At 60.4% G+C, this 21,837-nt stretch carries 24 protein-coding genes and 1 pseudogene; 7 read left to right on the forward strand and 18 right to left on the reverse strand.

All coding sequences use genetic code 11. The features are described 5' to 3' along the window. Positions 1 to 11 precede the first annotated feature (11 nt). Genes F4X08_03020 through F4X08_03030 form a run of 3 tightly spaced genes read left to right on the forward strand, consistent with a single transcriptional unit; the run spans position 12 to position 2,454 of the window. Positions 12 to 881, forward strand: coding sequence for an ATP phosphoribosyltransferase (locus F4X08_03020; protein ID MYD24770.1), 870 nt, complete (start codon positions 12 to 14; stop codon positions 879 to 881). 2 nt (positions 882 to 883) lie between these two features. Beyond that, a complete protein-coding gene (gene hisC, locus F4X08_03025; protein MYD24771.1) occupies positions 884 to 1,948 on the forward strand; it encodes a histidinol-phosphate transaminase in 1,065 nt (354 codons plus the stop codon). Between the two features lie 53 nt (positions 1,949 to 2,001). Then, positions 2,002 to 2,454 (forward strand): GNAT family N-acetyltransferase, encoded by a 453-nt coding sequence (locus tag F4X08_03030; protein MYD24772.1) that lies wholly within the window; start codon positions 2,002 to 2,004, stop codon positions 2,452 to 2,454. 363 nt (positions 2,455 to 2,817) lie between these two features. Here the strand turns inward: F4X08_03030 and F4X08_03035 are convergent, their stop codons facing one another. The 7 genes from F4X08_03035 to F4X08_03065 form a co-directional block, all read right to left on the reverse strand. Beyond that, the gene (locus F4X08_03035) at positions 2,818 to 3,204 is read right to left on the reverse strand and encodes a nuclear transport factor 2 family protein (protein ID MYD24773.1); all 387 of its coding nucleotides are present in this window, start codon (positions 3,202 to 3,204) and stop codon (positions 2,818 to 2,820) included. 40 nt (positions 3,205 to 3,244) lie between these two features. Further along, positions 3,245 to 4,126 (reverse strand): alpha/beta hydrolase, encoded by an 882-nt coding sequence (locus tag F4X08_03040; GenBank protein MYD24774.1) that lies wholly within the window; start codon positions 4,124 to 4,126, stop codon positions 3,245 to 3,247. 67 nt (positions 4,127 to 4,193) lie between these two features. Beyond that, on the reverse strand, positions 4,194 to 4,637 hold the full coding sequence (locus tag F4X08_03045; GenBank protein ID MYD24775.1) for a DUF393 domain-containing protein: 444 nt from the start codon (positions 4,635 to 4,637) through the stop codon (positions 4,194 to 4,196). Between the two features lie 38 nt (positions 4,638 to 4,675). After that, positions 4,676 to 5,530, reverse strand: coding sequence for a phytanoyl-CoA dioxygenase family protein (locus F4X08_03050; protein ID MYD24776.1), 855 nt, complete (start codon positions 5,528 to 5,530; stop codon positions 4,676 to 4,678). A 117-nt stretch (positions 5,531 to 5,647) separates the two neighbouring features. Further along, positions 5,648 to 6,727 carry a DUF2961 domain-containing protein gene (locus tag F4X08_03055; protein MYD24777.1) on the reverse strand — a complete coding sequence of 360 codons (1,080 nt, stop codon included), beginning with the start codon at positions 6,725 to 6,727 and terminating at the stop codon, positions 5,648 to 5,650. A gap of 100 nt (positions 6,728 to 6,827) precedes the next feature. Continuing rightward, the gene (locus F4X08_03060) at positions 6,828 to 7,910 is read right to left on the reverse strand and encodes a DUF2961 domain-containing protein (GenBank protein ID MYD24778.1); all 1,083 of its coding nucleotides are present in this window, start codon (positions 7,908 to 7,910) and stop codon (positions 6,828 to 6,830) included. A 140-nt stretch (positions 7,911 to 8,050) separates the two neighbouring features. Beyond that, positions 8,051 to 9,910, reverse strand: a complete 1,860-nt coding sequence (locus F4X08_03065) for an MBL fold metallo-hydrolase (protein ID MYD24779.1) — start codon at positions 9,908 to 9,910, stop codon at positions 8,051 to 8,053. A gap of 304 nt (positions 9,911 to 10,214) precedes the next feature. Between F4X08_03065 and F4X08_03070 the strand changes: the two genes are divergently transcribed. Together F4X08_03070 and xth are read left to right on the forward strand one after the other, a co-directional pair. Continuing rightward, on the forward strand, positions 10,215 to 12,401 hold the full coding sequence (locus tag F4X08_03070) for a hypothetical protein (GenBank protein ID MYD24780.1): 2,187 nt from the start codon (positions 10,215 to 10,217) through the stop codon (positions 12,399 to 12,401). A 5-nt stretch (positions 12,402 to 12,406) separates the two neighbouring features. Beyond that, positions 12,407 to 13,183: an exodeoxyribonuclease III gene (gene xth / locus F4X08_03075; protein ID MYD24781.1), complete on the forward strand. Its 777-nt coding sequence runs from the start codon at positions 12,407 to 12,409 to the stop codon at positions 13,181 to 13,183. Between the two features lie 172 nt (positions 13,184 to 13,355). Here the strand turns inward: xth and F4X08_03080 are convergent. The 8 genes and pseudogenes from F4X08_03080 to F4X08_03115 form a co-directional block, all read right to left on the reverse strand. After that, a pseudogene (locus F4X08_03080) lies at positions 13,356 to 13,661 on the reverse strand (ATP-binding protein). Next, positions 13,610 to 13,867: a type II toxin-antitoxin system VapC family toxin gene (locus F4X08_03085; protein ID MYD24782.1), complete on the reverse strand. Its 258-nt coding sequence runs from the start codon at positions 13,865 to 13,867 to the stop codon at positions 13,610 to 13,612. Before F4X08_03085 ends, F4X08_03080 begins: the two are co-directional and overlap by 52 nt. Positions 13,868 to 13,876: 9 nt before the next feature. Then, positions 13,877 to 14,119, reverse strand: coding sequence for a ribbon-helix-helix protein, CopG family (locus F4X08_03090; GenBank protein MYD24783.1), 243 nt, complete (start codon positions 14,117 to 14,119; stop codon positions 13,877 to 13,879). A 226-nt stretch (positions 14,120 to 14,345) separates the two neighbouring features. After that, on the reverse strand, positions 14,346 to 14,747 hold the full coding sequence (locus tag F4X08_03095; protein MYD24784.1) for a type II toxin-antitoxin system VapC family toxin: 402 nt from the start codon (positions 14,745 to 14,747) through the stop codon (positions 14,346 to 14,348). Next, entirely contained in the window at positions 14,744 to 14,980 is a 237-nt protein-coding gene (locus F4X08_03100; protein MYD24785.1) for an AbrB/MazE/SpoVT family DNA-binding domain-containing protein, read from the reverse strand. The genes F4X08_03095 and F4X08_03100 overlap by 4 nt, the downstream gene beginning before the upstream one ends. A gap of 176 nt (positions 14,981 to 15,156) precedes the next feature. Continuing rightward, positions 15,157 to 15,609, reverse strand: a complete 453-nt coding sequence (locus tag F4X08_03105; protein MYD24786.1) for a hypothetical protein — start codon at positions 15,607 to 15,609, stop codon at positions 15,157 to 15,159. Continuing rightward, positions 15,606 to 16,640, reverse strand: a complete 1,035-nt coding sequence (locus F4X08_03110) for a hypothetical protein (protein MYD24787.1) — start codon at positions 16,638 to 16,640, stop codon at positions 15,606 to 15,608. The genes F4X08_03105 and F4X08_03110 overlap by 4 nt, the downstream gene beginning before the upstream one ends. Before the next feature lie 17 nt (positions 16,641 to 16,657). Beyond that, entirely contained in the window at positions 16,658 to 17,020 is a 363-nt protein-coding gene (locus tag F4X08_03115; protein MYD24788.1) for a DUF2089 domain-containing protein, read from the reverse strand. A 390-nt stretch (positions 17,021 to 17,410) separates the two neighbouring features. Here F4X08_03115 and F4X08_03120 point away from each other — a divergent pair, with 390 nt between their 5' ends. Then, positions 17,411 to 17,923 (forward strand): hypothetical protein, encoded by a 513-nt coding sequence (locus F4X08_03120; GenBank protein ID MYD24789.1) that lies wholly within the window; start codon positions 17,411 to 17,413, stop codon positions 17,921 to 17,923. 289 nt (positions 17,924 to 18,212) lie between these two features. Here F4X08_03120 and F4X08_03125 read toward each other — a convergent pair whose 3' ends face one another. The 3 genes from F4X08_03125 to F4X08_03135 all read right to left on the reverse strand — a co-directional run bounded on the left by F4X08_03125 (position 18,213) and on the right by F4X08_03135 (position 21,079). Continuing rightward, entirely contained in the window at positions 18,213 to 18,971 is a 759-nt protein-coding gene (locus F4X08_03125) for a carbohydrate-binding family 9-like protein (GenBank protein ID MYD24790.1), read from the reverse strand. Between the two features lie 107 nt (positions 18,972 to 19,078). Then, positions 19,079 to 19,813: a hypothetical protein gene (locus F4X08_03130; GenBank protein ID MYD24791.1), complete on the reverse strand. Its 735-nt coding sequence runs from the start codon at positions 19,811 to 19,813 to the stop codon at positions 19,079 to 19,081. A gap of 93 nt (positions 19,814 to 19,906) precedes the next feature. Continuing rightward, positions 19,907 to 21,079: an asparaginase gene (locus F4X08_03135; GenBank protein ID MYD24792.1), complete on the reverse strand. Its 1,173-nt coding sequence runs from the start codon at positions 21,077 to 21,079 to the stop codon at positions 19,907 to 19,909. A 17-nt stretch (positions 21,080 to 21,096) separates the two neighbouring features. On the opposite strand from F4X08_03135, the gene F4X08_03140 reads away from it, so the two are divergent. Further along, positions 21,097 to 21,789 carry a hypothetical protein gene (locus F4X08_03140; protein ID MYD24793.1) on the forward strand — a complete coding sequence of 231 codons (693 nt, stop codon included), beginning with the start codon at positions 21,097 to 21,099 and terminating at the stop codon, positions 21,787 to 21,789. Positions 21,790 to 21,837 lie beyond the last annotated feature (48 nt).

Genomic DNA, 21,837 nt, shown 5'->3' on the forward strand with positions numbered 1-21,837 from the left:
AGAACACTGAGATGTTAGTCAAACTGGCGCTGCCGAAAGGAAGCCTGCAAGAATCCACCTTTGAGCTCATGCGTAAGGCGGGTTTCCATTGCACGGTAAGCAGCCGGTCTTATTCCCCCTGGGTGGACGACGAAGAACTGGAGATCATGCTGATCCGGGCGCAGGAGATCGGCCGTTACGTCGAGGACGAGGTGTTCGACGCGGGGCTTACGGGCAAGGACTGGATCGTGGAGACCGGGGCCGACGTGGTGGAGGTGGCGGAACTGGTCTATGCCAAGCATACCCGCCAGCCCCTGCGGTGGGTGCTGGCCGCGCCCGAGGCGTCGGACATTCACAGCGTCCAGGACCTGGAAGGCAAGCGCATCGCCACGGAAGTCGTCAACATCACGGAAGCCTACCTGAAGGAACACGGCGTGAACGCGAAGGTGGAGTTCTCCTGGGGTGCCACGGAGGCCAAGGCCCCGGACCTGGTGGACGCGATCGTGGAAATCACCGAAACGGGCGGTTCGATCCGGGCCAACAAGCTTCGGATCCTCGATACCTTGATGGTGTCCACCAACCGGCTCATCGCGAACAAAACGAGCTGGCAGGATCCGGACAAGCGGCGCAAGATCGAGAACATCGCCCTGCTGCTCAAAGGCGCCATGCTCGCCGATGAGATGGTCGGTCTCAAGATGAACGTGAAACGCGCCGACCTCGACGCCGTGTCCGAACTGCTTCCCGCGCTGCAGAACCCCACCATATCCCCCCTGGCCGATACGGAGTGGGTGGCCATTGAAGTAATGATCGAGGAGCACACCATCCGGCAGCTGATCCCGGCGCTTAAAAGGGCCGGCGCCCAGGGCCTGGTGGAGTATCCGCTGAACAAGGTGATTTACTGACGGTGGCCGCTACGAGCATAAAACCCGCCGTCCGCGCCATGTCCGGTTACACCCTGGTCCAGCCGGACTGTCCGGTCAAGCTCAACCAGAACGAATGCCCTTTCGACGTGCCCGAGGAACTTAAGCGGGAAATCGTGGACGAGGCCCTGGCGAGCAACTGGGGGCGCTATCCTGGATTCGTTCCCGGCGAGGTCAAGGCGGCCATTGGCAGGCGCCATGGGATGGGCCCCGAGCACATCCTGATCGGAAACGGCTCGAACGAACTGATCCAGTCGATCTTCCAGGCTACGGTCTCGACGGGCGATGCGGTCGTGCTGCCCGCGCCGACCTTCACCCTGTACGCCCTCATGGGCAGGATCGCGGGCGCCGACATAAGGACGGTACACCTCAAGCACGATTTAAGCTTCGACGTCGATCGGCTTGTGGAAGAAAGCGCCCATCCGGACGTCAGGCTGGTGGTGCTGTGTTCGCCGAACAACCCGACCGGCTCGATGATCACCCCGGAAGATACGGCACGGATAACCGAAGCGACCACGGGCCTGGTCGTGGTGGACGAGGCCTATTTCGAGTTCGGCGGCGTGTCGTGTATTGAACTGCTGGACCGTCATCCCAACCTGGTGATCACACGCACGTTCTCGAAAGCCCTCGGCGCGGCCGGCCTTCGCCTGGGGTATCTTGTTGCCGATCCTGCCGTGGCGCGGGAAATCGAGAAAGTCAAACTTCCCTACAACGTAAACATCATCTCCCTGATTACTGCGCGAAAGTTGATCGGCCAGGATGCACTGATCGAGGAACGCGCGTCGCTGATCCGGTCGGAAAGGCAACGGGTCTTCGAAGCCCTGCGGGACCTGCCGGGCATCAAGCCTTATCCGTCGCACGCCAACTTCGTATTGTTCGAGGCGGACCGGCCGGTCGCCGGGATCTTCCACGGACTCATCGAACGGGGCGTGCTCATCCGCGACGTCAGCCGCTATCCCATGCTGGAGCGGGGCATGCGCGTGACGATTGGCCTGCCGGCAGAAAACGATGCCTTTCTCGATGCGCTGCGGGAAGTGCTGGCCACGTAATTCGTGTGATCGCCAGGATCATCCAAAGTCCCCCCGAAGTCGGACGTTTCCACATGCACGTCAGGTTAGCCGTTCCGGAAGACACTGATCGTCTGCTCGAACTCATGAAGGGGCTGGCGCGGTACGAAGACTACATCGACCAGTTCGCCGTGACGCGGGAGAGCATCCTCGAGCACGGATTTGGGGATGAGCGGCTGTTCACCGCGTTCGTCGCCGAACACGACGATGAGCTGGTCGGGATGGCAGTTACCTATCCGATCCATTGGACCTATACGTTACGACCAAAGCTCGTGCTCAAAGAGCTGTTTGTCGTCGATTCCGCCCGGAATATGGGCGTGGGAAAGGCGTTGATGGCGTCGGTGACTGCGCATGCCCGGGCCATGGACGCGTCCGAAGTCATCTGGACTGTCATGACCGGGAACGCCGACGCCGAGAGATTCTACCGGTCTCTGGGAGGCCTGCCGGACCACAAGTGGAACAACTGGACGCTGCGTCTCGATACGTAGCGGTCGTACGCCGGTCCGTGACCCCCGGCAGTCACTTTTTCCGCGATCGAAGCCTGGCCTGAACGATGTAGATTACCAGCGCCAGCGCCCCACCGTAGATCGCGAATGCAGGCGTGTCCGCGCCTTGCTCGCCCAACATGAAGTTCAACGCGCCGCCGGCAAGGATGCCGAACATCATGGCGACCAATGCCTTAACAAATGCGGGCATTTGGGAACGGGGTCTGCGTTCTGTCACTTTGAATCCTCCTTTTCACATCCTTCATCTCCATCAGCCGCGACCGCAGGGCCTTCTCCGTTTGCACTTCCGGAAGCGAGGACAGGTACGCGTCCACCTCTTCCAGGGCGTGTCGGGTTGGCTTCGGCCTACTCAGCGTCCAGGGCAATCGAGTAGGAGGTCATGGTTTTTATCTTCATACTCGACGCACTGGTGAATTGAACGACATCGCAGAAGGCGTGAGCCTGGCCCGAGTTGGATCGGATCACGCCGTTGACCGCCGCCTCCCGTCCATGGGTGATGATGGATTCGATGACCAGGTCGCTCGTTCCGACACCTTTCATCGCTTCCAGCAATGCGCGTACGTTCTCTTTTCCCTCGATCACGCTGTCGCCCACCAGGTTCCAGACGATATCGTCGCTCATCGGCGATAGGACACCTTCGATATCGGCGTGCGCGAAGGCCGAAATGAAATCCCGCAACAGGGCCTTCTTCGGCGCGTTCTTGCAGTCGGGTCTTACGGTGATGTCGGGCATATCGTGGCCTTTCGATTATAGACCGGACCTGCAGGCAGTCTCAGGTTTCGAGCAACGAATGCACGGCCTGAAGTACGGTAGGCCACGTCACGGAGCCCGGTACCATGAACTCGTGATGGCCGGCGTTCGGGATGATGACGTATTCGGCAGGGTCTCCGGCCGTGCGGGCCGCGGCTGCGTAGGCCTCGCCCAGTTCGGGCGGAACGACCCAGTCGTGTTCCGTACTGATCATGACCTGTGGAAGACCCAGGGGCAGTAGTTCTACGGGCGAACAGCATCGAAGTCGACCTTCCGCACGCTGCTCAACATTATCGGATGATACGCCTTGACCCCCAAGCAGTTCCGATACGACGCCTTGCCGGCATTCCGCGTCCGCATGAGGAACAAATCGCTTCAGATCACCGGGGCCGCCCAGAACGACGGTGCCGCGCAACGGCAACGGGTCCGCGGTCCAGAGCGGGCTTTCCGTGGGCAGCCGGTGGCGTGCCGCCGTCCAGAGCGCCAGGTGACCTCCCGCCGAATGACCGATCGTGATCACGCGATCCAGGTCGAGATGGTGATCCGCGGCCAGAGAACGCAGGTGGTCCACTGCGAGCCCGGCGTCGAGAAAAGTCCCCGGCCATCCACCGCCTTCCTGGTCCACGCAACGGTATTCGACGTTCCATGTCGCTATGCCCTCGTCCCGTAGCGCGTCGGCCAGCGCATCCGCGTTGCGCAGGTCCGCGTAGATCGACAGCCAGCATCCACCGTGCAGAACTACGGCCACCGGATGAGGAACACGCCCGGCCGGTATGCGCAATTCGCCGAACTGGGGAGGCATTGGTCCGTAGGACGATCGGAAATCCGCGGGCTTGCTCGGTAGCGCGTTGACTACGTCGGGAGTAACGAAGGGATGGTTGTCTGAAGTGAACCTGTCGGTCATGATGGGATGATCGCGAGGAGAGGGACGACACAGGCCGAATGGTCAAGACACAAACCGCTGTCGCCCGTCACGGCAGGAACCGATCGCGCTCTTCGGGCGTGGGCAGCCTGCATGCTTCACGCCTGCCGAACCAGCGGTACCGGTTGCGCGCGACGATGCGATAGACGAAATCGCGCAGGGGACTTGGAAAAACATACAGCACGGCGATCAGGCGCCATGCGCCACCCAATCGATTCAGGGCGTGCAAAACGGCACTTGATTGCTCGAAACGCCTGTCTTTATCGAGAAAAATGAAAGATCGGAGATCGCCCGCCTGGGGAGTGCCCGGCTCGAGGCCGCCGGGAGGAGCGCTGCCCGCCTCGAGGCCGCCGGCCCGGTCATCCATCTCCAGGAGTCTGCGCGCGGTTTCGCCCTGCAGCGGCGAATACCGGAACCTGTCCTTGCTGTCGACCCGAAGCATAAAGTCGACGAACCGGTTGCAGAGGCCGCACACGCCATCGAAAAACAGGATCGGCTGCCTGTATTCCGATTCGTATTGGGCTGGCGCGTTCACCGGGCCCAGGTCTTGTTCTCGAGAACCGACTGGGTTTCGTAGATCGAACCGCCTCGTTCCGGGCCGGGAAGGGGCATGCGTACGGGCAGGTCGGCCATGCGCGGCACGTTGGTCGGTTCGCCCCGGAGGAGGTTGCCGTTGAAGGTGTCCCAGTCGCCCGCTCCCGTGAGTGGCCAGGCGTCGGCGGCAGCCATCTGGAACAAGAGCAAGCGCCGTGGTGCGCCGGAATAGTTCGGCGCCGATCCGTGCAGCGTCCGGACGTGATGGATGGATATCCCGCCCGCGGGCACTTCGAGCGCCACGACGTTGTCCGGGGTGAATTCGGGATCGCTCACCGCACCGCAGAACCGTCCGTCCTGGTGGTGGTCGTAGGTCGGGCCTTTATGGGAACCGGGAATCACCAGCAAGGCGCCGTTGGCTTCGGTCATCTCATCGATGCAGACGCCCACGGCCAGGATATCGTCGTTGGTATGGGGATAAAAGGACCAGTCCTGGTGCCATTCCACCGGGCTGCCGTAGTCGGCGGACTTCATGTTCAGCTTGTTGCCGTTGGTCCGTATGTCGTCGCCGATCAGCTGCGCCACGATGTCGAGGATGCCGTCGTGCTCTATGGTGCGCCTGTACACGTCGTGGTGGTCGATCGGGCTCTTCAGGCGGCGCACCTGCGGATCATCCGCCGAGTGACCGGGTTCGAGATCGTAGAAGTCCGTATGTTCGGTGATGACCCGGGCCTTATCTACGAATTCGTCCGTCACCCGCTGCAGATCCGTGACCTCCGCGTCAGAAAGCACTTTGTCGACGGTCATGTAACCGTTCTCGTGGTAGAATTCAACCTGATCCTGGGATAACATTTGGACCTCCGTATTTGGACTTTCGTCGTTCGCTCTTCTGCCTTACAACGGCCGGGTTGCCCGCTCTCGGCACTGCTCCTCCTCAGCCGTGCGGCTCGCCCGCAGGGCTGCTCACTCTCAGCCGTATCGCTCCTCGTTCGGCCGCGGCAGGCGTTTGTCGACCGACAGCAGGGCCGGACCGCCGCGCCGAGGCTCGGAGAGGTAGTAATAGGCCGTGCTGGCGTAATCGTTGCTCAGCTTGTTCGCATGGCCATGCTCGATGGACATGCGGAAGCTCTTCCGGAACCGGATAGGATCTTCAATGTGATAACGGTATACGGTGTTCTTGCCCTTGAACCTCCAGTCCGGGTTGCCGCTGTAGAGAATGATCCCGTGGTACGGCGCCTGGAACTCCGTCGTCGGACCGTATGCGCCGTGATACCAGTCCTCGGTGCCCGTGCCGTGCAGCGACGGGGGCCACGCCTCGCCGTCGATGAACATCATGTCGTCGCCTTCGCCGTACCAGTCGTTCGGGTTCCGCTGAAAACAGTCGATGTCCAGGTGGGCGCCGCAGTAGGTGCCATCGCCCTCGACGTCGCAGATGACGTAGTTGTCCTGATCGCTCGTGTTCTGCCAGCGCGGGTCGTTCCGGTACTCTTCGGGTTTGAGCCCTTCCTCGAAGGCCCAGCCCTTCGTGTCGGCTTCCCGGCGCCACTGTACGTGAAAATACGCCTGATCCGCCACCGCGTCAACGGTGGGATAGGCTTCGCAGTCGATGTAGAAGTAGTGGAAGTAGCCTTCGTCGCCCTGGTTTTCCACTTCCACCACGGCCTTTTCCCTGAATGGCATGGGCCACCACGCGTTGAAACCCTTGCCGTCCTGGGGGCTCATCTGCAGCGGCGCGGTGATGAAATCCTTGCGCATGCCGTGTCCCAGGCCGAAGAAATCGCCGATTGGACACTCCACGCTCGGCTCCACGCAGCCGTCCCAGTACATGCGCAGCACGATGCGCCGGCAGTAGTCCTCGGACGGGATCCCGAGCGTCATCCAAATGTGCTTGATGCAGCCGGGGCCGTCGATCTGCCCGATGACGCGTTTCTCACCGGCCTCGATCCGCCACGCGTCGGTGTTGGCGCCCGTCGTGTCCCAGCTCGAAATCCGGTGGCTCCTGTACGTGCGCAGCGTGGGCAGCGACGCCAGGCTGGTCTGACCGATCATGGATCCTCCCTTGCAGGTTGGTGCAGAATCGCTCCGCAATAGGGCGCATGGACCGCATGGACCGACCCGCCCATCATGTGCCGCCCTCCTCGTTTATCCGTCACCCTCCGTATCGCGGTTCGTCCGGACGCGGAATCCGGTCGTCGACTGGCAGCAGGGCCGGTCCGCCGTGCCGCGGTTCGGATAGGTAGTAGTACGCCGTGCTTGAGTAATCGTTGCTCAGCTTGTTCGCGTGACCGTGCTCAATGGAAATATGGAAACTCTTCCGAAACCGGATCGGATCCTCGATGTGGTAGCGGTAGACCGTGTTCTTGCCCTTCCACCGCCACTCGTCGTTGCCGCTGTAGAGGATGATGCCGTGATAGGGCGCGTTGTACTCGTCGGTCGGGCAGTAGGCGCAATGGTACCAGTCCTCGGTGCCGGTCCCGTGCAGCGACGGCGGCCACGCCTCGCCGTCGATGAACATCATGTCGTCTCCCTCGCCGTACCAGTCGTTCGGGTTCCGCTGGAAACAGTCGATGTCCAGGTGGGCGCCGCAGTAGACACCGTTTCCTTCGACGTCGCAGATGACGTAGTTTTCCCGCTCGCTCAAATTCGACCAGCGCGGGTCGTTCCGGTAGGCTTCCGGCTTGAGTCCTTCCTCGAAGGCCCATCCCCGGGTGTTGGCTTCCCGCCGCCACTGTGTGTGAAAATACGCCTGGTCCACCACCGTCTCAACCGTGGGATACGTCTCGTAATCGATGTAGAAATAGTGGTTGTATCCCTCGGTTCCCTGGTTCTCCACTTCGATCACGGCCTTGTCCCTGAAGGGCATGGGCCACCAGGAATTGAACCCCTTGCCGTCCTGCGGGCTCATCTGCAGCGGCGCGGTAATGAAATCCTTGCGCATGCCGTGGCCGAGGCCGAAGAAATCGCCGATGGGGCACTCCACGCTCGGTTCCGTGCTGCCGTCCCAGTACATGCGCATTACGATGCGGCGGCAGTAATCCTCGGCCGGAAGCCCGAGCGTCATCCAAAGGTGCTTGATGCATCCCGGTTCGTCGATCTCGCCGATGACGCGTTTCTCGCCGGCTTCGATGCGCCAGAAATCGGCGTTTTCCCCGGAGGTATTCCAGCTGGAAATCCGGCGGCTGTCGTAAGCGCGCAGCGAGGGCAGCGACGCCAGGCTGGTCTGACCGATCATGGATCCTTCCTTTCGGGTTGTTGAGGAATCAAGTAATTACTGTTATAAACACCAGGTATAAGTTATTGAAATAATTGAATATTCTACACACTCACCCCGACTGCTTCACCCCGGCGGATCCAGCACCCCGGCCCGTTGACTCACCACTTCGGCATCCCCACCGTCACCAGGGCCTCGGTCACCTGCCCGAAGGGCCGCCCGCCCACGGTCAGGTTCAGCGCCACGGGCTGCCTCCGGCACTGCGTACCCTCCGGAACGTGAAGCACCAGGCGGATCTCCTTCTGCTCACGTGGACCCAGGGACAGGGTCACCGTCTCGCACTGCCAGCCATCGGGCCCCACCAGGCGGATACGGACCGGCTGTTCCGTGGGGAAGGGGTTGAGCACCCAGCCGCTGAACTCGATCGGTCCGCCCTCGGGCGCGTGGGCGCGATAGGGCACCAGCTTGCCGCCCTGGGACTCGGCGCCGAAGTGGGCTTCGTCGTCCTCCAGCAGCATGAGCGTGGTGTGCACGTCGTCGAAGGCTTCGGCGGCCCGGCCGATCTCGGCGTACCATTCGGGTGACGTGCGGTAGGGTCGGGTATGGCCCGTGATGACCAGTTCCGGCTCGAAGCGCTTCAGGTCTTCCAGGAACCGTTTGTAGCACCCCAGGTCCAGCCCGTTCTTGTAGACGTGATTCGTGAACATGCGCGCGCCGGCCTGATAACCTAGCCCGCCCTCCGTGTCGAAGAAGGCTTGATCGCCGGTGTGGGCCACGCGGGTCCCGTCGATCTCCATGCAGATCAGTGTGGCGAAGCGGGTATGCCCCGACATAGGATACAGCGTGATGGGGATGTTCTCCCAGTGGACCGTCGTCCCGTTGGGGATGTGCCGGCCCACCCGGATCGGCTCGTGCCAGAGACAGGGCCGGTCGTACTTCATCGGGTTCTCTAGCAGGTCGCTGAACTGCTCGCCCGCCAGGACCTCCGTCCCATAGAGACGCTGGAGCATGGGGATGCCGTTGACGTGGTCGTCGTGGAAATGGGAGACGAGCGTCGCGTCGATCCGGTCGATCCCGAAGCGCTTCCTGAGCCCGCTGATCCCGTGGAGGATCGGCCTGCGATTAGATACGTGCGACTTCTCCGGCCTGAATATCGCATTCAGGTTGTATCCGTAGTCGATGGACATGACCTTGCCCGTGTCGCTCAGGACGAAGTGGGTCTCCGCGCCGGCGTACTTCGAGCGGTACAGGTGGGGCAGCACCTCTTCGATATCATCCTCGTCCGGGTCCTCCAGCGGTTCGGCGACGCCGGGCTGGATCTCCTCGAGGTGCTTCAGGTTCGCCTTGAAAGCCGCGATGGCGCCGGCCGGGTCCTCCACCGGGTCCCCCAGGCTCGGGAGCAGCCGGTCCGCACCGACCGCGAGCAGCCGGTTGACGGCATGGTACAGGTTCCACGCGCCGGTGTAGTCGTTGTAGTTGTACTGCAGGGGCGCCAGGCGGGTCGTCTTCCCGGTCCCGCAGATCACCTCGCCGACGAATCCAATACGCCTTTCGCCGATGGTCACGACGTAGCTGCTCGCGCCGTTGGTCATGCCGGGCGTGGGCACGACCTCCCACGACAGCCCCGCGATGTCCCGCGTCTCGTAGTCCATCAGCCAGCCGTCGACCGGCACGGTCCGGACGGGCGAGAAGCGGTCCCACCGGTTATCGTAGGAGTTCCAGTGCTGCCGTTCCCGGAAGTGCTGTTCCGGGTCGACGAGATACTCCTGGTCCCAGTACGGGCCGAGGATCCGGGCCCCCTTCTCGTGCAGCCTGATGGCGCCGTCCGTGTGGTCGCGGAAGTGGTGGGTGAGCAGGACCGTCACCGGCCTGCCGCCCGCGATCTCTTCGAGGTGGTCCTCGGCCTTGCCGGTGCCGGTGTTGACCAGCACGACGCCCTCCGGTCCTTCGACGGCATAGACGATGCAGCTGTCCTGAAAACGGTAGATACCTTCTTCGATTCGTTCCCAGTGGAAAGGCATGGATCTGAGGCTCCTTGGTTCGTCTCGCCCGGTGGACCCGGTCGGTGGCTGGCCGGAATGACCGGTTTCCGGGTCAGGTGGCGGGCACACCACGCACAACCTCGTCCATTATGCATGCGAAGGGGCCCGCGGGCAACCCTTACCGCATGACACCGGTACAAATGTATTGTAATCCGTCCATTAAACGTATAAGTTCAATGCAGCGATTGCTTTATTCCTCGGAATCTGATGCGCGCCCGTACAGATTCCGGCTCGCATTCGTACGGAAACCGATACGTGTTCCTTCCACTGCCGGGGTCCGATCTTGGCCGACGTAGAAACCCTATACGACCGCTACTTCCTCGCATACGCCACCTACGTCGTCAAGAACCGGGCGATTCCGGAGATCGACGACGGCCTGAAACCCGTTCAGCGCCGCATCCTGCACACCCTCTTCGAGATCGACGACGGCAAGTACCACAAGGTGGCCAACGTCGTCGGCCAGACCATGCGGTTCCATCCCCACGGGGACCAGTCCATCTTCGGCGCCCTGGTCTCGCTCGCCAACAAGGACCTCTTCATCGACAAGCAGGGCAACTTCGGCTCGGTGCTCACGGGCGGCCAGGCCTCGGCCGCGCGATATATCGAATGCCGGCTCACGCCCCTCGCCCGGGAGGTGCTGCTTAGCCCCGAAATCACGGAGTACGTGGACTCCTACGACGGGCGCGCCCGCGAACCCGTGGTCTTCCCGGCCAAAGTCCCGGTGGCGCTCATCCTCGGCGCCGAAGGCATCGCCGTGGGCATGTCCACCCGCATCCTGCCCCACAACCCCATCGAGGTCATGGAAGCCCAGGTGTCCTGCCTCAAGGGCGAGCCCTTCCACCTGTACCCCGACTTCCCCACCGGCGGGCTCATGGACGTGAGCGAATATGAGGACGGAAACGGGCGCGTGTATACCCGCGCGCGGCTGGAGCCCCGGGACGACGGCGTGGTCATGGTCCGCGCGCTGCCCTTCGGCGAAACGACGGAAAGCCTGATGAAATCCATTGAGGAGGCGTCCCGCTCGAAGCGCATCGCGGTGTCCGGTCTGACCGACTATACCACCGACGGCGTGGAGATCGAGATCCGGACAAACCCCGACGCGGAAACCGGCACTGACGTCAACGACATCCTGCAGGGCCTCTACGCCTTCACGTCCTGCGAGGTCGCCCTCGCCGCCAACTTGCTGGTCATAAGCGACGGCCATCCCCGCGTGATGACCGTGACGGACATGATCCGGCACAGCACGCACCGGCTGCGGGAGATCCTCGAAGCGGAACTGAAGATCGAGGAGCGGGATCTGCGCGCCCAGCTCCGGGCCCGCAGGCTCGAGCAGGTCTTCATCGAGAACCGGATATACAAGGACATCGAGGATATCGACAACATCGAGGGGGTATACGCCGCCGTGCGCGAGGCCATCGCCAGTTACAGTCCCGTTTCGACCACGGCCCGCGCCGTGGACCGGGGCATGATCGAACTCAACGAGGCGCCGCCGGAGATCCGCGACGCAGCCCGCAGCCTGCTGACGACCGTCTACCGCAGCCTGGATTTCGAGCACTACGGTCCGAGCCGCGAGATGATCGCCCGGAACCTGGACGCGGTCGGCCACGGACCGGAGCCGCATCGACGCCTGGTGCGGTCGCTGCTGGCGGCGATCCGGCACGAGCTGACCGCGACGCGGCGTATGGCCGCCGTGGAAGACATCATTACGGCCGACAACCTGACGAAGGACGACCTGGACCGACTCCTCGACATCCCGATCTACCGCATTACCCGGTACGGTATCGATCGCGCGGAAGCCGAGATGCGGGAGATCGAAGGCCAGCTCAGGACGGTGCTCCACAACCTCCATCACCTGACGGATTTCGCCATCGATTTCCTGGAGCAACTCATCCGCGGCTACCGCGACGAGCACCCCCGCCGTTCGGAGGTCAAACCCTTCACGCCGGTGCAGGAACGCGACGCCGCGGCCCGCGACTTGGTGCTCCGTTACGACACCGAATCCGGGTACATGGGCTACACTATCGAGAGCGGCCAGCCGCTCTTCAACGTATCCCTCTACGACCGGGTCGTGATCGTCCGATCCGGGGGCGTCGCGGGCGTCCACAATACCCTTGACAAAATGTACGTCGATCTCGATATCCTGTACTGCGCCATGGAGGAACCGGGCCGCGTGTTCACCGTCGCCTACCGCGATCTCGAAGGCTACGCCTGCATCAAGCGCTGCACCATGGACCGCTGCCGGATCAACCAGCTCTACGAACTCGTGCCGGGGGATTCGGAGTTGCTGGATTTTACACCGGAGGCTGATCCGGAGATCGTGCTGATTTCGAGGGATGCCGAGGTCCGGGAGACGCTCAAGGCGGACGATTTTCCCATCCGAAGCCACCGTGCGAGAGGCGACCGGATCGAGCGGACGGATGTCGCGGATGTGGAGTTTGTGACCAATAACAGCATAAACCAGGAAAGGTGATCTTCATGTCTTCATGGAATCTGTTGAGTTGGAACGTAAATGGGGTAAGGGCGGTGACGAAGAAGGGCTTCATCGAGTGGTTCCAGGAGGAGGCGCCGGACATCCTCTGCATCCAGGAAACCAAGTCCCAGGAGTCGCAACTGGACGCCAAGATCACGGATGTCGACGGATATAGGAGTTACTGGTCGGAAGCGGAGAAAAAGGGATACAGCGGCGTAGGCGTCTACACGCGCCACGAACCCATCAGCGTCGAGAAGGGATTCGGCGAGGAGCGGTTCGATTCGGAAGGCCGGACCCTGGTGCTGGAGTACCCCGATTTCACCCTGTTCAACGTGTACTTCCCGAATGGCAAGCAAAACGCCCAACGGCTGCAGTACAAAATGGATTTTTACGCGTCCATCCTGGCCCACTGGGAATCGCTCCGCGCCGACGGCAAGAAACTGGTCATCTGCGGCGACGTGAACACGGCCCACAAGGCCATCGACCTCGCCCGTCCCAAGGACAACGAGAAGATCTCCGGATTCCTCCCCATGGAACGCGAGTGGATCGACAAGATCGTAGATATGGGTTACGTAGATACTTTCCGGCAATTCGACGAAGGGCCGGACAACTACACCTGGTGGCACCTCATGTCCGGAGCGAGAAAGCGGAACGTGGGCTGGCGCATCGATTACTTCTACGTAACCGAGGACCTGATGCCTTCAGTCTCCAACGCATGGATCATGCCGGACGTCATGGGTTCGGACCACTGTCCGATCGGGATTGAAGTGGGGGTGGGGTGACGATTCTATTAAGATGCCTTCAATAGGTCGAGTGATGAACCTAAAACATATCGGAGATCAAAGTTACGCCATACAGATTTCTGCGACGGTTAGGCAGGTTCAGCAGTAAACCCGGAAAGAGACTTGCTTATAGTCCCAGACTAGCCTTAGACACGACAGATATAACGTTAGACTATTCCACCATTTCTAGTTTACTAGGAGTGGGATCCATCGTAACTAAAACCGGGCGGGACATACTAGTGAAGGAAGCTACAGCTTGACCGGGTGCTAGAGACGGCATGCGTCCCCAAAGGCTATCGTCTACTCCACCTATAGAACGACGTAGACGGTTGATTACGTTTGAATCGCTGATTTTGTGGAGAATCCAGTTGTTTATGAGACCTAAGACTTCATCAGGGAGTTGTTGTGGTAATTGAGTAATGAAGGTTAGCCCCAACCATCTCTTTCGACCGCGCCTTGCAATCTTTGCCAACTGTTTTCTGTGGTTACTGGCAGTGCCGCAAACTGATCCAGGAGTTCGAGGGCTAACGGTTCAGATTCGGGAGGGAATCCAGCCAGCGTCTCCGCGCGGGTAATGACGGAGATCACGCAATCTCGACCGTTAGCGGTCAGGAACTCCGTCGCTGCATCAACGCCATTGAAGTGGTCAATGACGATAACCGAGTCCAGCAGGTACCTCGCCATGACTCAATGTCATTCCTTGCGAATTCGCATTTGGTACTCGAGGCCGTCGCCGGACTGCCAGATGCCTGCAGTCTGTTCCAGTGCCTTTTGCAATGAAACATCCGAGCCCCGCCTTTCCTTGGCCTGGTATTCGCTGACTGCCTGACGAATCAACGAGGCCCTGGAAACACGCCGCAGTGCGGCCTGACGATCCAGCCACGCCTTCTGCTTGTCTTCCAGGTTGATTACTGTCCTAACTAGTCCTTTGCTCATGGATGCTCCTTTGGCGTTGTTTGGCGAACGTCTCCAATTCAATAACGTTCATACGGGCACTCCGTGCAAGTAAATGCCACAAGCGTGGATCGTGTTTTGGAATCATGATATTCACACATTCGGACCGTCACGTACGCCACCAACGCCACATTCATCTCATCAACAACAACGATATACTCGCAATGATGCCGTCAAAATTCCCTTGCGACGATACACCAGAAACAAACTACGGCTTTGCAGTACCGGGCAATTGCAAAGCGACGTCATCGAAGGTGTAAACAGTGCTCAACTCGTCGCCTGCGGCAGCCAGCTTTTCTGCTTTGCACGCGATCAGGGCATCGGCGAAGTCCGCCTCCGTCCTGCGATAGGCCTGCAGGGCGCTCCAGACCACCTCGTCATCCTCAAACCGAAGATTTGCATCTTGCAGTAGGTTATGTATCAGGTCGATCAGGTCGGCCCGGGTCGCGCGATACCGGCGGCCGGCTAACGTCCACACCGTTTCCGCCAGTACAACGTCCGTAATGAGCACGCGCTCGCCGCCTTCAATCACGCGACGCGCACGTTCAGCTTGCCCCTCGTCGTCTCTCAGGAGATAGCGCAGCAGGACATTGGTGTCGATTGCGATCAAGGTGTCTGGTCCTGCTTTCCTTCTATCGCGTCCTGACGCGATTCCTCATCTGAAACCGTCGGATCGCCTTCGAGATGCGCCAGGCATCCCCAGGCGCTACCGGGCTCCTCGCGGACTATGGTAATTCGTCCGTCGGCCACGTAGCTCTGGCACTCGTCTCCCGGCTCGATGCCTACTAAACGGCACTGTTCAGCCGGGAGTGTGATTTGCCGCTTGGCGCTGACTTTAGGCACGTTTCGCTCCTGTGATGAAAATCGGCTAATAAACGATCAGTCAACTCACTTTACTTGCAGTAATATACCAAGAAAAATGGTTAATGTAAAGAAAATCATCAAAAAGTAAAGAAGCGTGGTACCAAGGACCGTCAAGAAGAATCGTGCCGGTAAGTTCGAACTACGTGGTCAGGATTTCACTCAGCCATTGAATTCGTACTGACCAGCGCCTCCTCAAGCGCGGCGGCCAGGACCCTGGGCTCATCCGTCCCGATGCGGCAGGTCTTGCCGCTTTTCATCTTCAGTTCCACCGCCTCCAGTCCCGAAACGTTGTATAGCCAGCCCCGCGGCGTAAGTCGTATTCCCCAACCATAAAGCCAGGAGTTTCTGACCGGCTGGCAGGACTCGATCTGATCCAGGGCGAACCGCTTCCGGATCAGGCCGATGCCGAAACTGATGCGCAGGTCCTGGCCATCGATCGTGACGGTCAGGTTGTGGAACAGCGCCAGGACACCGAGCAGGAAAACCAATATCATCCACGCGAGGGGTGCCGCTCCGGCCATCCACGCGGGCAGAATTACCAGCGGAAGGATGGCGATAATGATGACGACGTTGACCGTGCCGAACTGGGTGTGGCGATAGTTGCTCATAGCATTTCATCCTGCCAGGGTTTGATCCAGAGACCCGCCAGCATGCCGTCGCGGTCGAGGACGACGCGCACTTCAGGTGGCCGGGACGCGGCCCCGTACCGGCCTTTGAAGCGGTGGATCAGCAGGTGCGGCTGGCTGTCCATATACCGGGTTTCGATGTAGTCCAGGCCCTCGAAGGCGCCGAACATCAGCCGTATGGTCTGGTGGTTGTGGCGCTGTACCTCCGCGGTGAAACCCGTGCGAAATACCTCGGTGGCCTCCTCTGAGTTCAGGGATTCAAAGCGACCCTGTTCGTGCCCCTCGAGGATCCGTGTGGCCAGCTGCGCGGCCCGATGGTGTTGATCGGACTGGACGGTTACGCTGGCAACGGGCTGAGGAGCGACGGTGCCCTGCAGGAGCTGTCCCGTCGCACCGGTGGCGATCTCGCCCACGGCGATGGCGGCGATGAATGCACCAATCGCCCAGCCACCGGCGACATGGCACGAAACGGCAAAGCCACGGTACATCAGAAGCACGATCCAGACCAGCAGCAACACCATCACCGTACCTATTGCAGTGAGGGCCGTAAGCTGTGCGACCGAGAAATCCGTGGCGCCCTGGGCAATCAGAGAGGTCGTGAGGTCTTGAAAGGGCGGCGACAACACGATCAGGGCCACGAGCAGTCCAGGCGCACGGGCCAGGGCCTGGGTGCCGAAGACGTCGATGAGGCGGACGCGGCTACGGCTGAGACCGCGCCCGGCGAGGTAGAGCAAGGCGCTGGGTACGATCCATGCCGTAAGGCCCTGCGTTATGGCGAGCCAGATTGGCGTCGGCGTCGAAAGCTGGAAGGATAGCGTGCCCGTGTAGCGGTAATCGTATGCGCCGCCAATCCAGGCTGCCAAGACGATGCATGCCAGTCCCCAGGCCAGCGCGGGCCCACCGGCCAAAAAGTGGAAGGGATTGAACAGCCACATGCGCCACGTGCGCCGGACTGTAGACTCGCGCGTGTTAGAAGCGCGTGTGTGGGAATCGAGGGTGTGGGAAGCGTCCAAGACTGGCGTCCTTCTATCTATTGCGAGAAGCTACTTGCTTCGCCGAGTTCTTCCTCTGGCCGATCCGCCGCCACCAGCGAATCCAGATGCGCGACCAGGTCATCGAGGCGGTTCCGCAGCGTGGGGTAGGAGACGCCGTAGTGTTCGGCCATGTCCTTGAGATTGCCGCCGGTCTGGAGGAAGCAGAGCACGAAGGCCTGATCCTCCGGGGCAAGCCGGGCCAGCGGCGGCAGGTGAAAGCCGCCGATCACGGCCGTATCGCACTCGGTGCAGTCCAGGCGGGTGACCTTCAGGGCCGAGGCACAGCCCGGGCAATGGGCGGGTAAACGCGGGTTCGGTATCTGAACAGAGTCGTTATTCAAATCGGTGTCGCTGGTCATAGGCGGTCCACGTTTCGTTGTTCTTTTTCAACATCGATTAAAATGTAAACAGAAATTCATATAAACGCAAGTAGAGTTTAAAAATAGTAAATCAGAATTATGAATAACATAAGTAAAACTCGCATAAATGATTCAAAGAGATGATCATAGACAAGATCTCCGCCATGCCAACCGCTTTTAAATAAAGTAAAACACGAGATAACACGTGCGCTCTACTACTGATACGATTAAAGGGCGTTGATCCGGAGGATTATCGGCGCCGATCCCCGGAGGTGGACTTCAGTACGAGCGAGTCAGAGAGCGTAGAAAGCAACCCGGATCGTTGGCCGCGTCCCACATGCAAATCGGTATAGTTAAAGAATCACCAACCAAATCAAAAGGACAGGTGCGATGAACAATCCAAAAAGCAAACGACCACTCGGTGAAACCGGGATGAGTTCACGGGAAATCGAGGCGTCCATCAGGCGGATCGAAGATGATCTGTATTTCGGGTCGGACAACATCAAGATCCGCTTGACCAGGATAGAAGAAAAACTGGAGCATGTAACCACCCGAGATGATCTAAAGGCATTCGCTACTCGGGATGATCTGAAAGCGTTTGCCACCCAAGATCATTTGAAGGCATTCGCAACCCGAGACGATCTGAAGGCATTCGCCACAAAGGAAGATCTGAAGGTATTTGCCACAAAGGAAGATCTGAAGGCATTTGCCACACGGGAGGACCTGAAGGCATTTGCTACACGAGATGATCTGAAGGCGTTTACCACACGGGAGGACCTGAAGGCATACGCAACTCGAGAAGACATTGCAAACGTGAAGAACAGTATGATCCGGTGGTCTGTGGGTAGCATGCTCGCACTGACGGGAACTATCGTTACGGCGTTCAAATGGTTGCTGCCATAGATCGTCTCTAACAAACAGAAATCGAGGCGTCCATCAGGCGGATCGAAGATGAGTTGTATTTCGGTTCGGATAACATCAAGATCCGCTTGACCAGGATCGAGGAAAAGCTGGACATCATAGTGCCAAGTCAGGATCTGGGACGTTCGGAGTTTGATATAGATGAAATCATATCGGATCTAAAAGCCCACTTGAACAATCGATTTAGATGGACTGTTGTAACTGTTGTGTCCTGCACGGCGATTATCATAATCGTAGAGAAGCTAACCTGACCGGGCATGGCGACCACCCGTCACATCTCCGCCGTTCCCACGACCGTATCCGAGAACACCACGTGCCCCCACATCTCGGGGAGGTGCATGTTGATCTCCCCCTGGGGGGACCAGACCCAGTTGTCGCAGGGAATCCCTTCTTTCTTCAGATAGCCGTCCTTGTAGCGCTCGAACTCCCACTCGACCCGTGAGAAGTTGACCCGCCAGGAATCCCCGGCCTTCGGTGGACAGTCCACCCCGGCGTACTCGGCCATGCTGGTCCAGGGGAAGGCGATTTCGGTGGACCAGCCGCGGTCCACGTCGTGGGAGCAGTTGACCGTTCCGTCGATATGGACGGCGTGCCGCACACCCTCGAAGTCCCAGTCGTGGTCGGCTTTTCCGCCCTTGTTGTAGGGTTTGGGCAGGTACAGGTCCCAGGCGGTGTTCAGCGGGTTGATCTCGAACTCCATGTAGTGGTTGGTGTCCCCGTCGGGATCGATGAACACCTCGAAGTCGTTGTCGAGGCAGATGACGGAATCCCGTTTGGTCAGCGTGCCCCAGACGTCTGGTTCCTCCATGTCGGCCGCCACGTAGAAGTACTCGTCGTCCCACAGCATCATGGCGCGCGTGCCGAACCGCGGGATGGGCTTGAGGTCCCCTTCGATATCGACGAAGAGGTCGGTGCGGGGCGCCCGGATCCATGACGGGTCGCTCAGCTTTCCGTCGATCGTGATGGGGCCGCAGGCACGGTAGCAGGTGTAGGTCTTGGGGACGATTTCCGGCGATGGCGAATCGGACATGATGGTTCTTTCTCTTAGGATAAAGGTGACGATTGAATTGCGAATTGGACGATGGGGGAAACGCGGGGTCAGGCCAGCAAATAAACAGCCGGCCCGGAACCGTGGGCTCAGGTCCGCATGCCCGACTGCGACTCGAATCCCAGCAGACGCTTCAGAGTCGGCGTCGCCCGCTCGACGACTTCGGAGCTCGCCAGCCTGAACTGGTCCTGCTGCGGCTTCATGAACGAGCGGCAGAAGAACCCCAGCAGGATCATCCGTTCCTCCTGGGTTCGATTGGCGCCGCTGCTGTGCCAGGTCGCGCCGTGGATGATGACGATATCGCCCCTGCGGGCGTCCAGCTGGATGACGTCGTCGTACTCCGTTTCCGGATCGGGGGTGTATCCGCGCTTGTAGCTGCCCGGAACGATCCGCGTGGCCCCGTTCTCCGGCATGAAGTCGTCGAGCACGAAGATCGTGTTGGAACAGAAGGCAAACGGTGGAGGCGGCTGCGGGAACCGCCCCAGCGGGAAGTCGACGTGCAGGCCGCCGGCCGGCGCGCCGGGGCCGATGAGATTGACGGTAAAGCTGCTTAAGATGCAGTCGTCGCCCAGCAGGTGTTCGTGGAGCGCAAGTACCAGGGGCAGTTGGATCATTTCCTCGTAGATACGGCCCTTGTTGACCAGGTTCCACACCCGCTGTGCCTGCCCGTCGAAGTAGACGTGTTCTCCGTTTCCGGCCTTCTCCTGCTCGGCCAGTTCGGCCGAGCGATCGCGCAGGGTATCGGCCTGTTCCGGGGTCAACGCCTCTCTGAGCACGACGTAACCGTGTTCGTCGAGATGGGCCTTGGCGTCCTCCAGCTTCATCCGGGATGCTCCTCCGGGTTTATATGCGATGGGATGGCCCGAAGACCTCGAACGGCCTCGAACGGCCTGGTCGGTTTTCTTGGCCGGTTTCCCTTATTCGCCTTCGTATGGCACCGAGATGCCTTCGACGAACTCGGGCTCGTCCATGTCGGCCGTCATGTAGACGTGGCTGCCTTTCCGATCGCTCGTGGTCCCCGCCATGTGGGCGCCGCTGGCGTCCAGGGAGATGATCTGCACGCCGCCCACGCGCTGGGAGTCCAGTTCGTTCATGTCCCGAAGCCCCTCGGCGGTGGCCTCTTCGAGCGACATGCCCATCTTCATGTAGGTGACCACGTTCCGGGCCGCGCCGGTCCGGATGGCCAGCTCGCCCGTGCCCGTGCATGCCGCGGCACCGTAGCGGTTGTCCGCGAAGCCGCCCGCGCTGATGACCGGCGAATCACCCAGGCGTCCCGGGTACTTCCACCCCCAGCCGCTCGTGCTGACGCCCACGCAGATGTCGCCGTTGCCGTCCTGCGCGATGAAATTGGTCGTGCCCCCTGCCTTCTGCGGATCGACGGCCAGGTGGCTCAGCTTCCAAAGTTCTTTGGTGTGCTGGAGTTCCTCGGGGTCGTCGATCCCGAGCTGTTCGCGCACGTGCTTCGCGTAGATCTCGGGCATCTCGGGGTCCACGTAGGTGCTCTTTTCGAAACCCATTTCGCTGGCGAACCGCTCCGCGCCGTCGCCGACGAGGAAGACGTGGATCAGCTTCTCCATGACGCAGCGGGCGATCGAGATCGGATGGTCGTAGCCCGTCACCGCGCCTACGGCCCCCACGTCGCGCGTGCGGCCGTCCATGATGAGGGCGTCCAGCTGGGGATAGCCGAGGATGTTCGGATAGCCGTGCAGGCCGACGCTACGATCGGGCCGGTGCACCTCTACCTCCCGGATGCCGATCTCGATGGCGTCCACCGCGGTCTTTCCTTCCCTGAGCGCGTCCACCGCCTGCCGGATGCCCACGTCGCCGTTGTTCGTAGCCATGACGATCATTGTGTGGTCCTTGCTTTGAGGGTTTAAGAGTTTAATTCCAGTGCATTGTAACGAGGAGGAATTGAATTGCAAAGTGTTATTATCAGGCGGCTTTAACCAGTAACCCGGCGAGGTATTAACCGAGGTTTTAACCGAGGTATTAACCCTTGATATTTCCGCCGTTTTCCTTATCGTGTTATTCAGTTCGGCAAGTCCTTGACAGCGATTGCGCCCGTGGCTGGCTTGCGGGTCTGCGCACATTGGAAGGCTGGCGCCGTTTGATCATCTGGATTCGCATCGGGACCCTGGTATCCTATAACAGGGACGGCCGGGATTTCAGGCTGAAGAGGCGGCTGGAAGAGATCTCCGGGCAGCCGTGCCTGATGCTGCACCAGGAGCAGATGACGCCGGAGATCGTGGCCCCGCTTAAGCCCCGAGCCATGCTGCTCAGCGGTTGCGGGACCTTCTTCCAGCATTTCAAGCCTGAGACGTTCTACGGCTTCGAAGACACGCTGAACGCGATGGCGGACGTGCCCACGATGGGACTGTGCGCCAGCCACCAGCTCATGGGGTTCATGTTCAACGACGGTTTTCGCAACCTGACGAAACTCGAAGACGAGATGATGCGCCCACTGCGGTCCGGCGAGCCCGACGTGCTCGATCCCAATCCCGACGCGCTAGGCTATTTCTGCGAAGAAGGATTTTACCCGGTGAATCCGGTACAGTCCGATCCGTTGTTCGACGAACTGCCCGACCCGGTGGTTGTCCGGCAGTCCCACTACGCGGAGATGAAGACCGTGCCCCCGGATTTCGACCTCATCGCGTCGAACGAGAACTGCCGGATCCAGGCAATCAGGCACCGAGAGCGGCCCCTGTACGGCACGCAGTTCCACCCGGAATACTACGTCGACGTCTATCCCCACGGCCGGAAGATCCTGGAGAACTTCTTCCGCCTGGCCGGGGTGCTGTAACGACGTGCCTGGCGACGGTCGCGACTCGCAGGGGTCATTGCTGGCGCG

Source organism: Gemmatimonadota bacterium, assembly GCA_009841265.1.
Taxonomy (GTDB): domain Bacteria; phylum JAAXHH01; class JAAXHH01; order JAAXHH01; family JAAXHH01; genus JAAXHH01.

Coding starts and splice junctions, on each gene's coding strand:
- F4X08_03125 (MYD24790.1), bottom strand. CDS start 18,971: ATGTCCGATTCGCCATCGCCGGAAATCGTCCCCAAGACCTACACCTGC.
- F4X08_03030 (MYD24772.1), top strand. CDS start 2,002: ATGCACGTCAGGTTAGCCGTTCCGGAAGACACTGATCGTCTGCTCGAA.
- F4X08_03115 (MYD24788.1), bottom strand. CDS start 17,020: ATGACCAGCGACACCGATTTGAATAACGACTCTGTTCAGATACCGAAC.
- F4X08_03035 (MYD24773.1), bottom strand. CDS start 3,204: ATGCCCGACATCACCGTAAGACCCGACTGCAAGAACGCGCCGAAGAAG.
- F4X08_03050 (MYD24776.1), bottom strand. CDS start 5,530: ATGTTATCCCAGGATCAGGTTGAATTCTACCACGAGAACGGTTACATG.
- F4X08_03065 (MYD24779.1), bottom strand. CDS start 9,910: ATGCCTTTCCACTGGGAACGAATCGAAGAAGGTATCTACCGTTTTCAG.
- F4X08_03085 (MYD24782.1), bottom strand. CDS start 13,867: ATGGCGAGGTACCTGCTGGACTCGGTTATCGTCATTGACCACTTCAAT.
- F4X08_03060 (MYD24778.1), bottom strand. CDS start 7,910: ATGATCGGTCAGACCAGCCTGGCGTCGCTGCCCTCGCTGCGCGCTTAC.
- F4X08_03020 (MYD24770.1), top strand. CDS start 12: ATGTTAGTCAAACTGGCGCTGCCGAAAGGAAGCCTGCAAGAATCCACC.
- F4X08_03135 (MYD24792.1), bottom strand. CDS start 21,079: ATGTGCGCAGACCCGCAAGCCAGCCACGGGCGCAATCGCTGTCAAGGA.
- F4X08_03055 (MYD24777.1), bottom strand. CDS start 6,727: ATGATCGGTCAGACCAGCCTGGCGTCGCTGCCCACGCTGCGCACGTAC.
- F4X08_03130 (MYD24791.1), bottom strand. CDS start 19,813: ATGAAGCTGGAGGACGCCAAGGCCCATCTCGACGAACACGGTTACGTC.
- F4X08_03120 (MYD24789.1), top strand. CDS start 17,411: ATGAACAATCCAAAAAGCAAACGACCACTCGGTGAAACCGGGATGAGT.
- xth (MYD24781.1), top strand. CDS start 12,407: ATGTCTTCATGGAATCTGTTGAGTTGGAACGTAAATGGGGTAAGGGCG.
- F4X08_03040 (MYD24774.1), bottom strand. CDS start 4,126: ATGACCGACAGGTTCACTTCAGACAACCATCCCTTCGTTACTCCCGAC.
- F4X08_03090 (MYD24783.1), bottom strand. CDS start 14,119: ATGAGCAAAGGACTAGTTAGGACAGTAATCAACCTGGAAGACAAGCAG.
- F4X08_03105 (MYD24786.1), bottom strand. CDS start 15,609: ATGAGCAACTATCGCCACACCCAGTTCGGCACGGTCAACGTCGTCATC.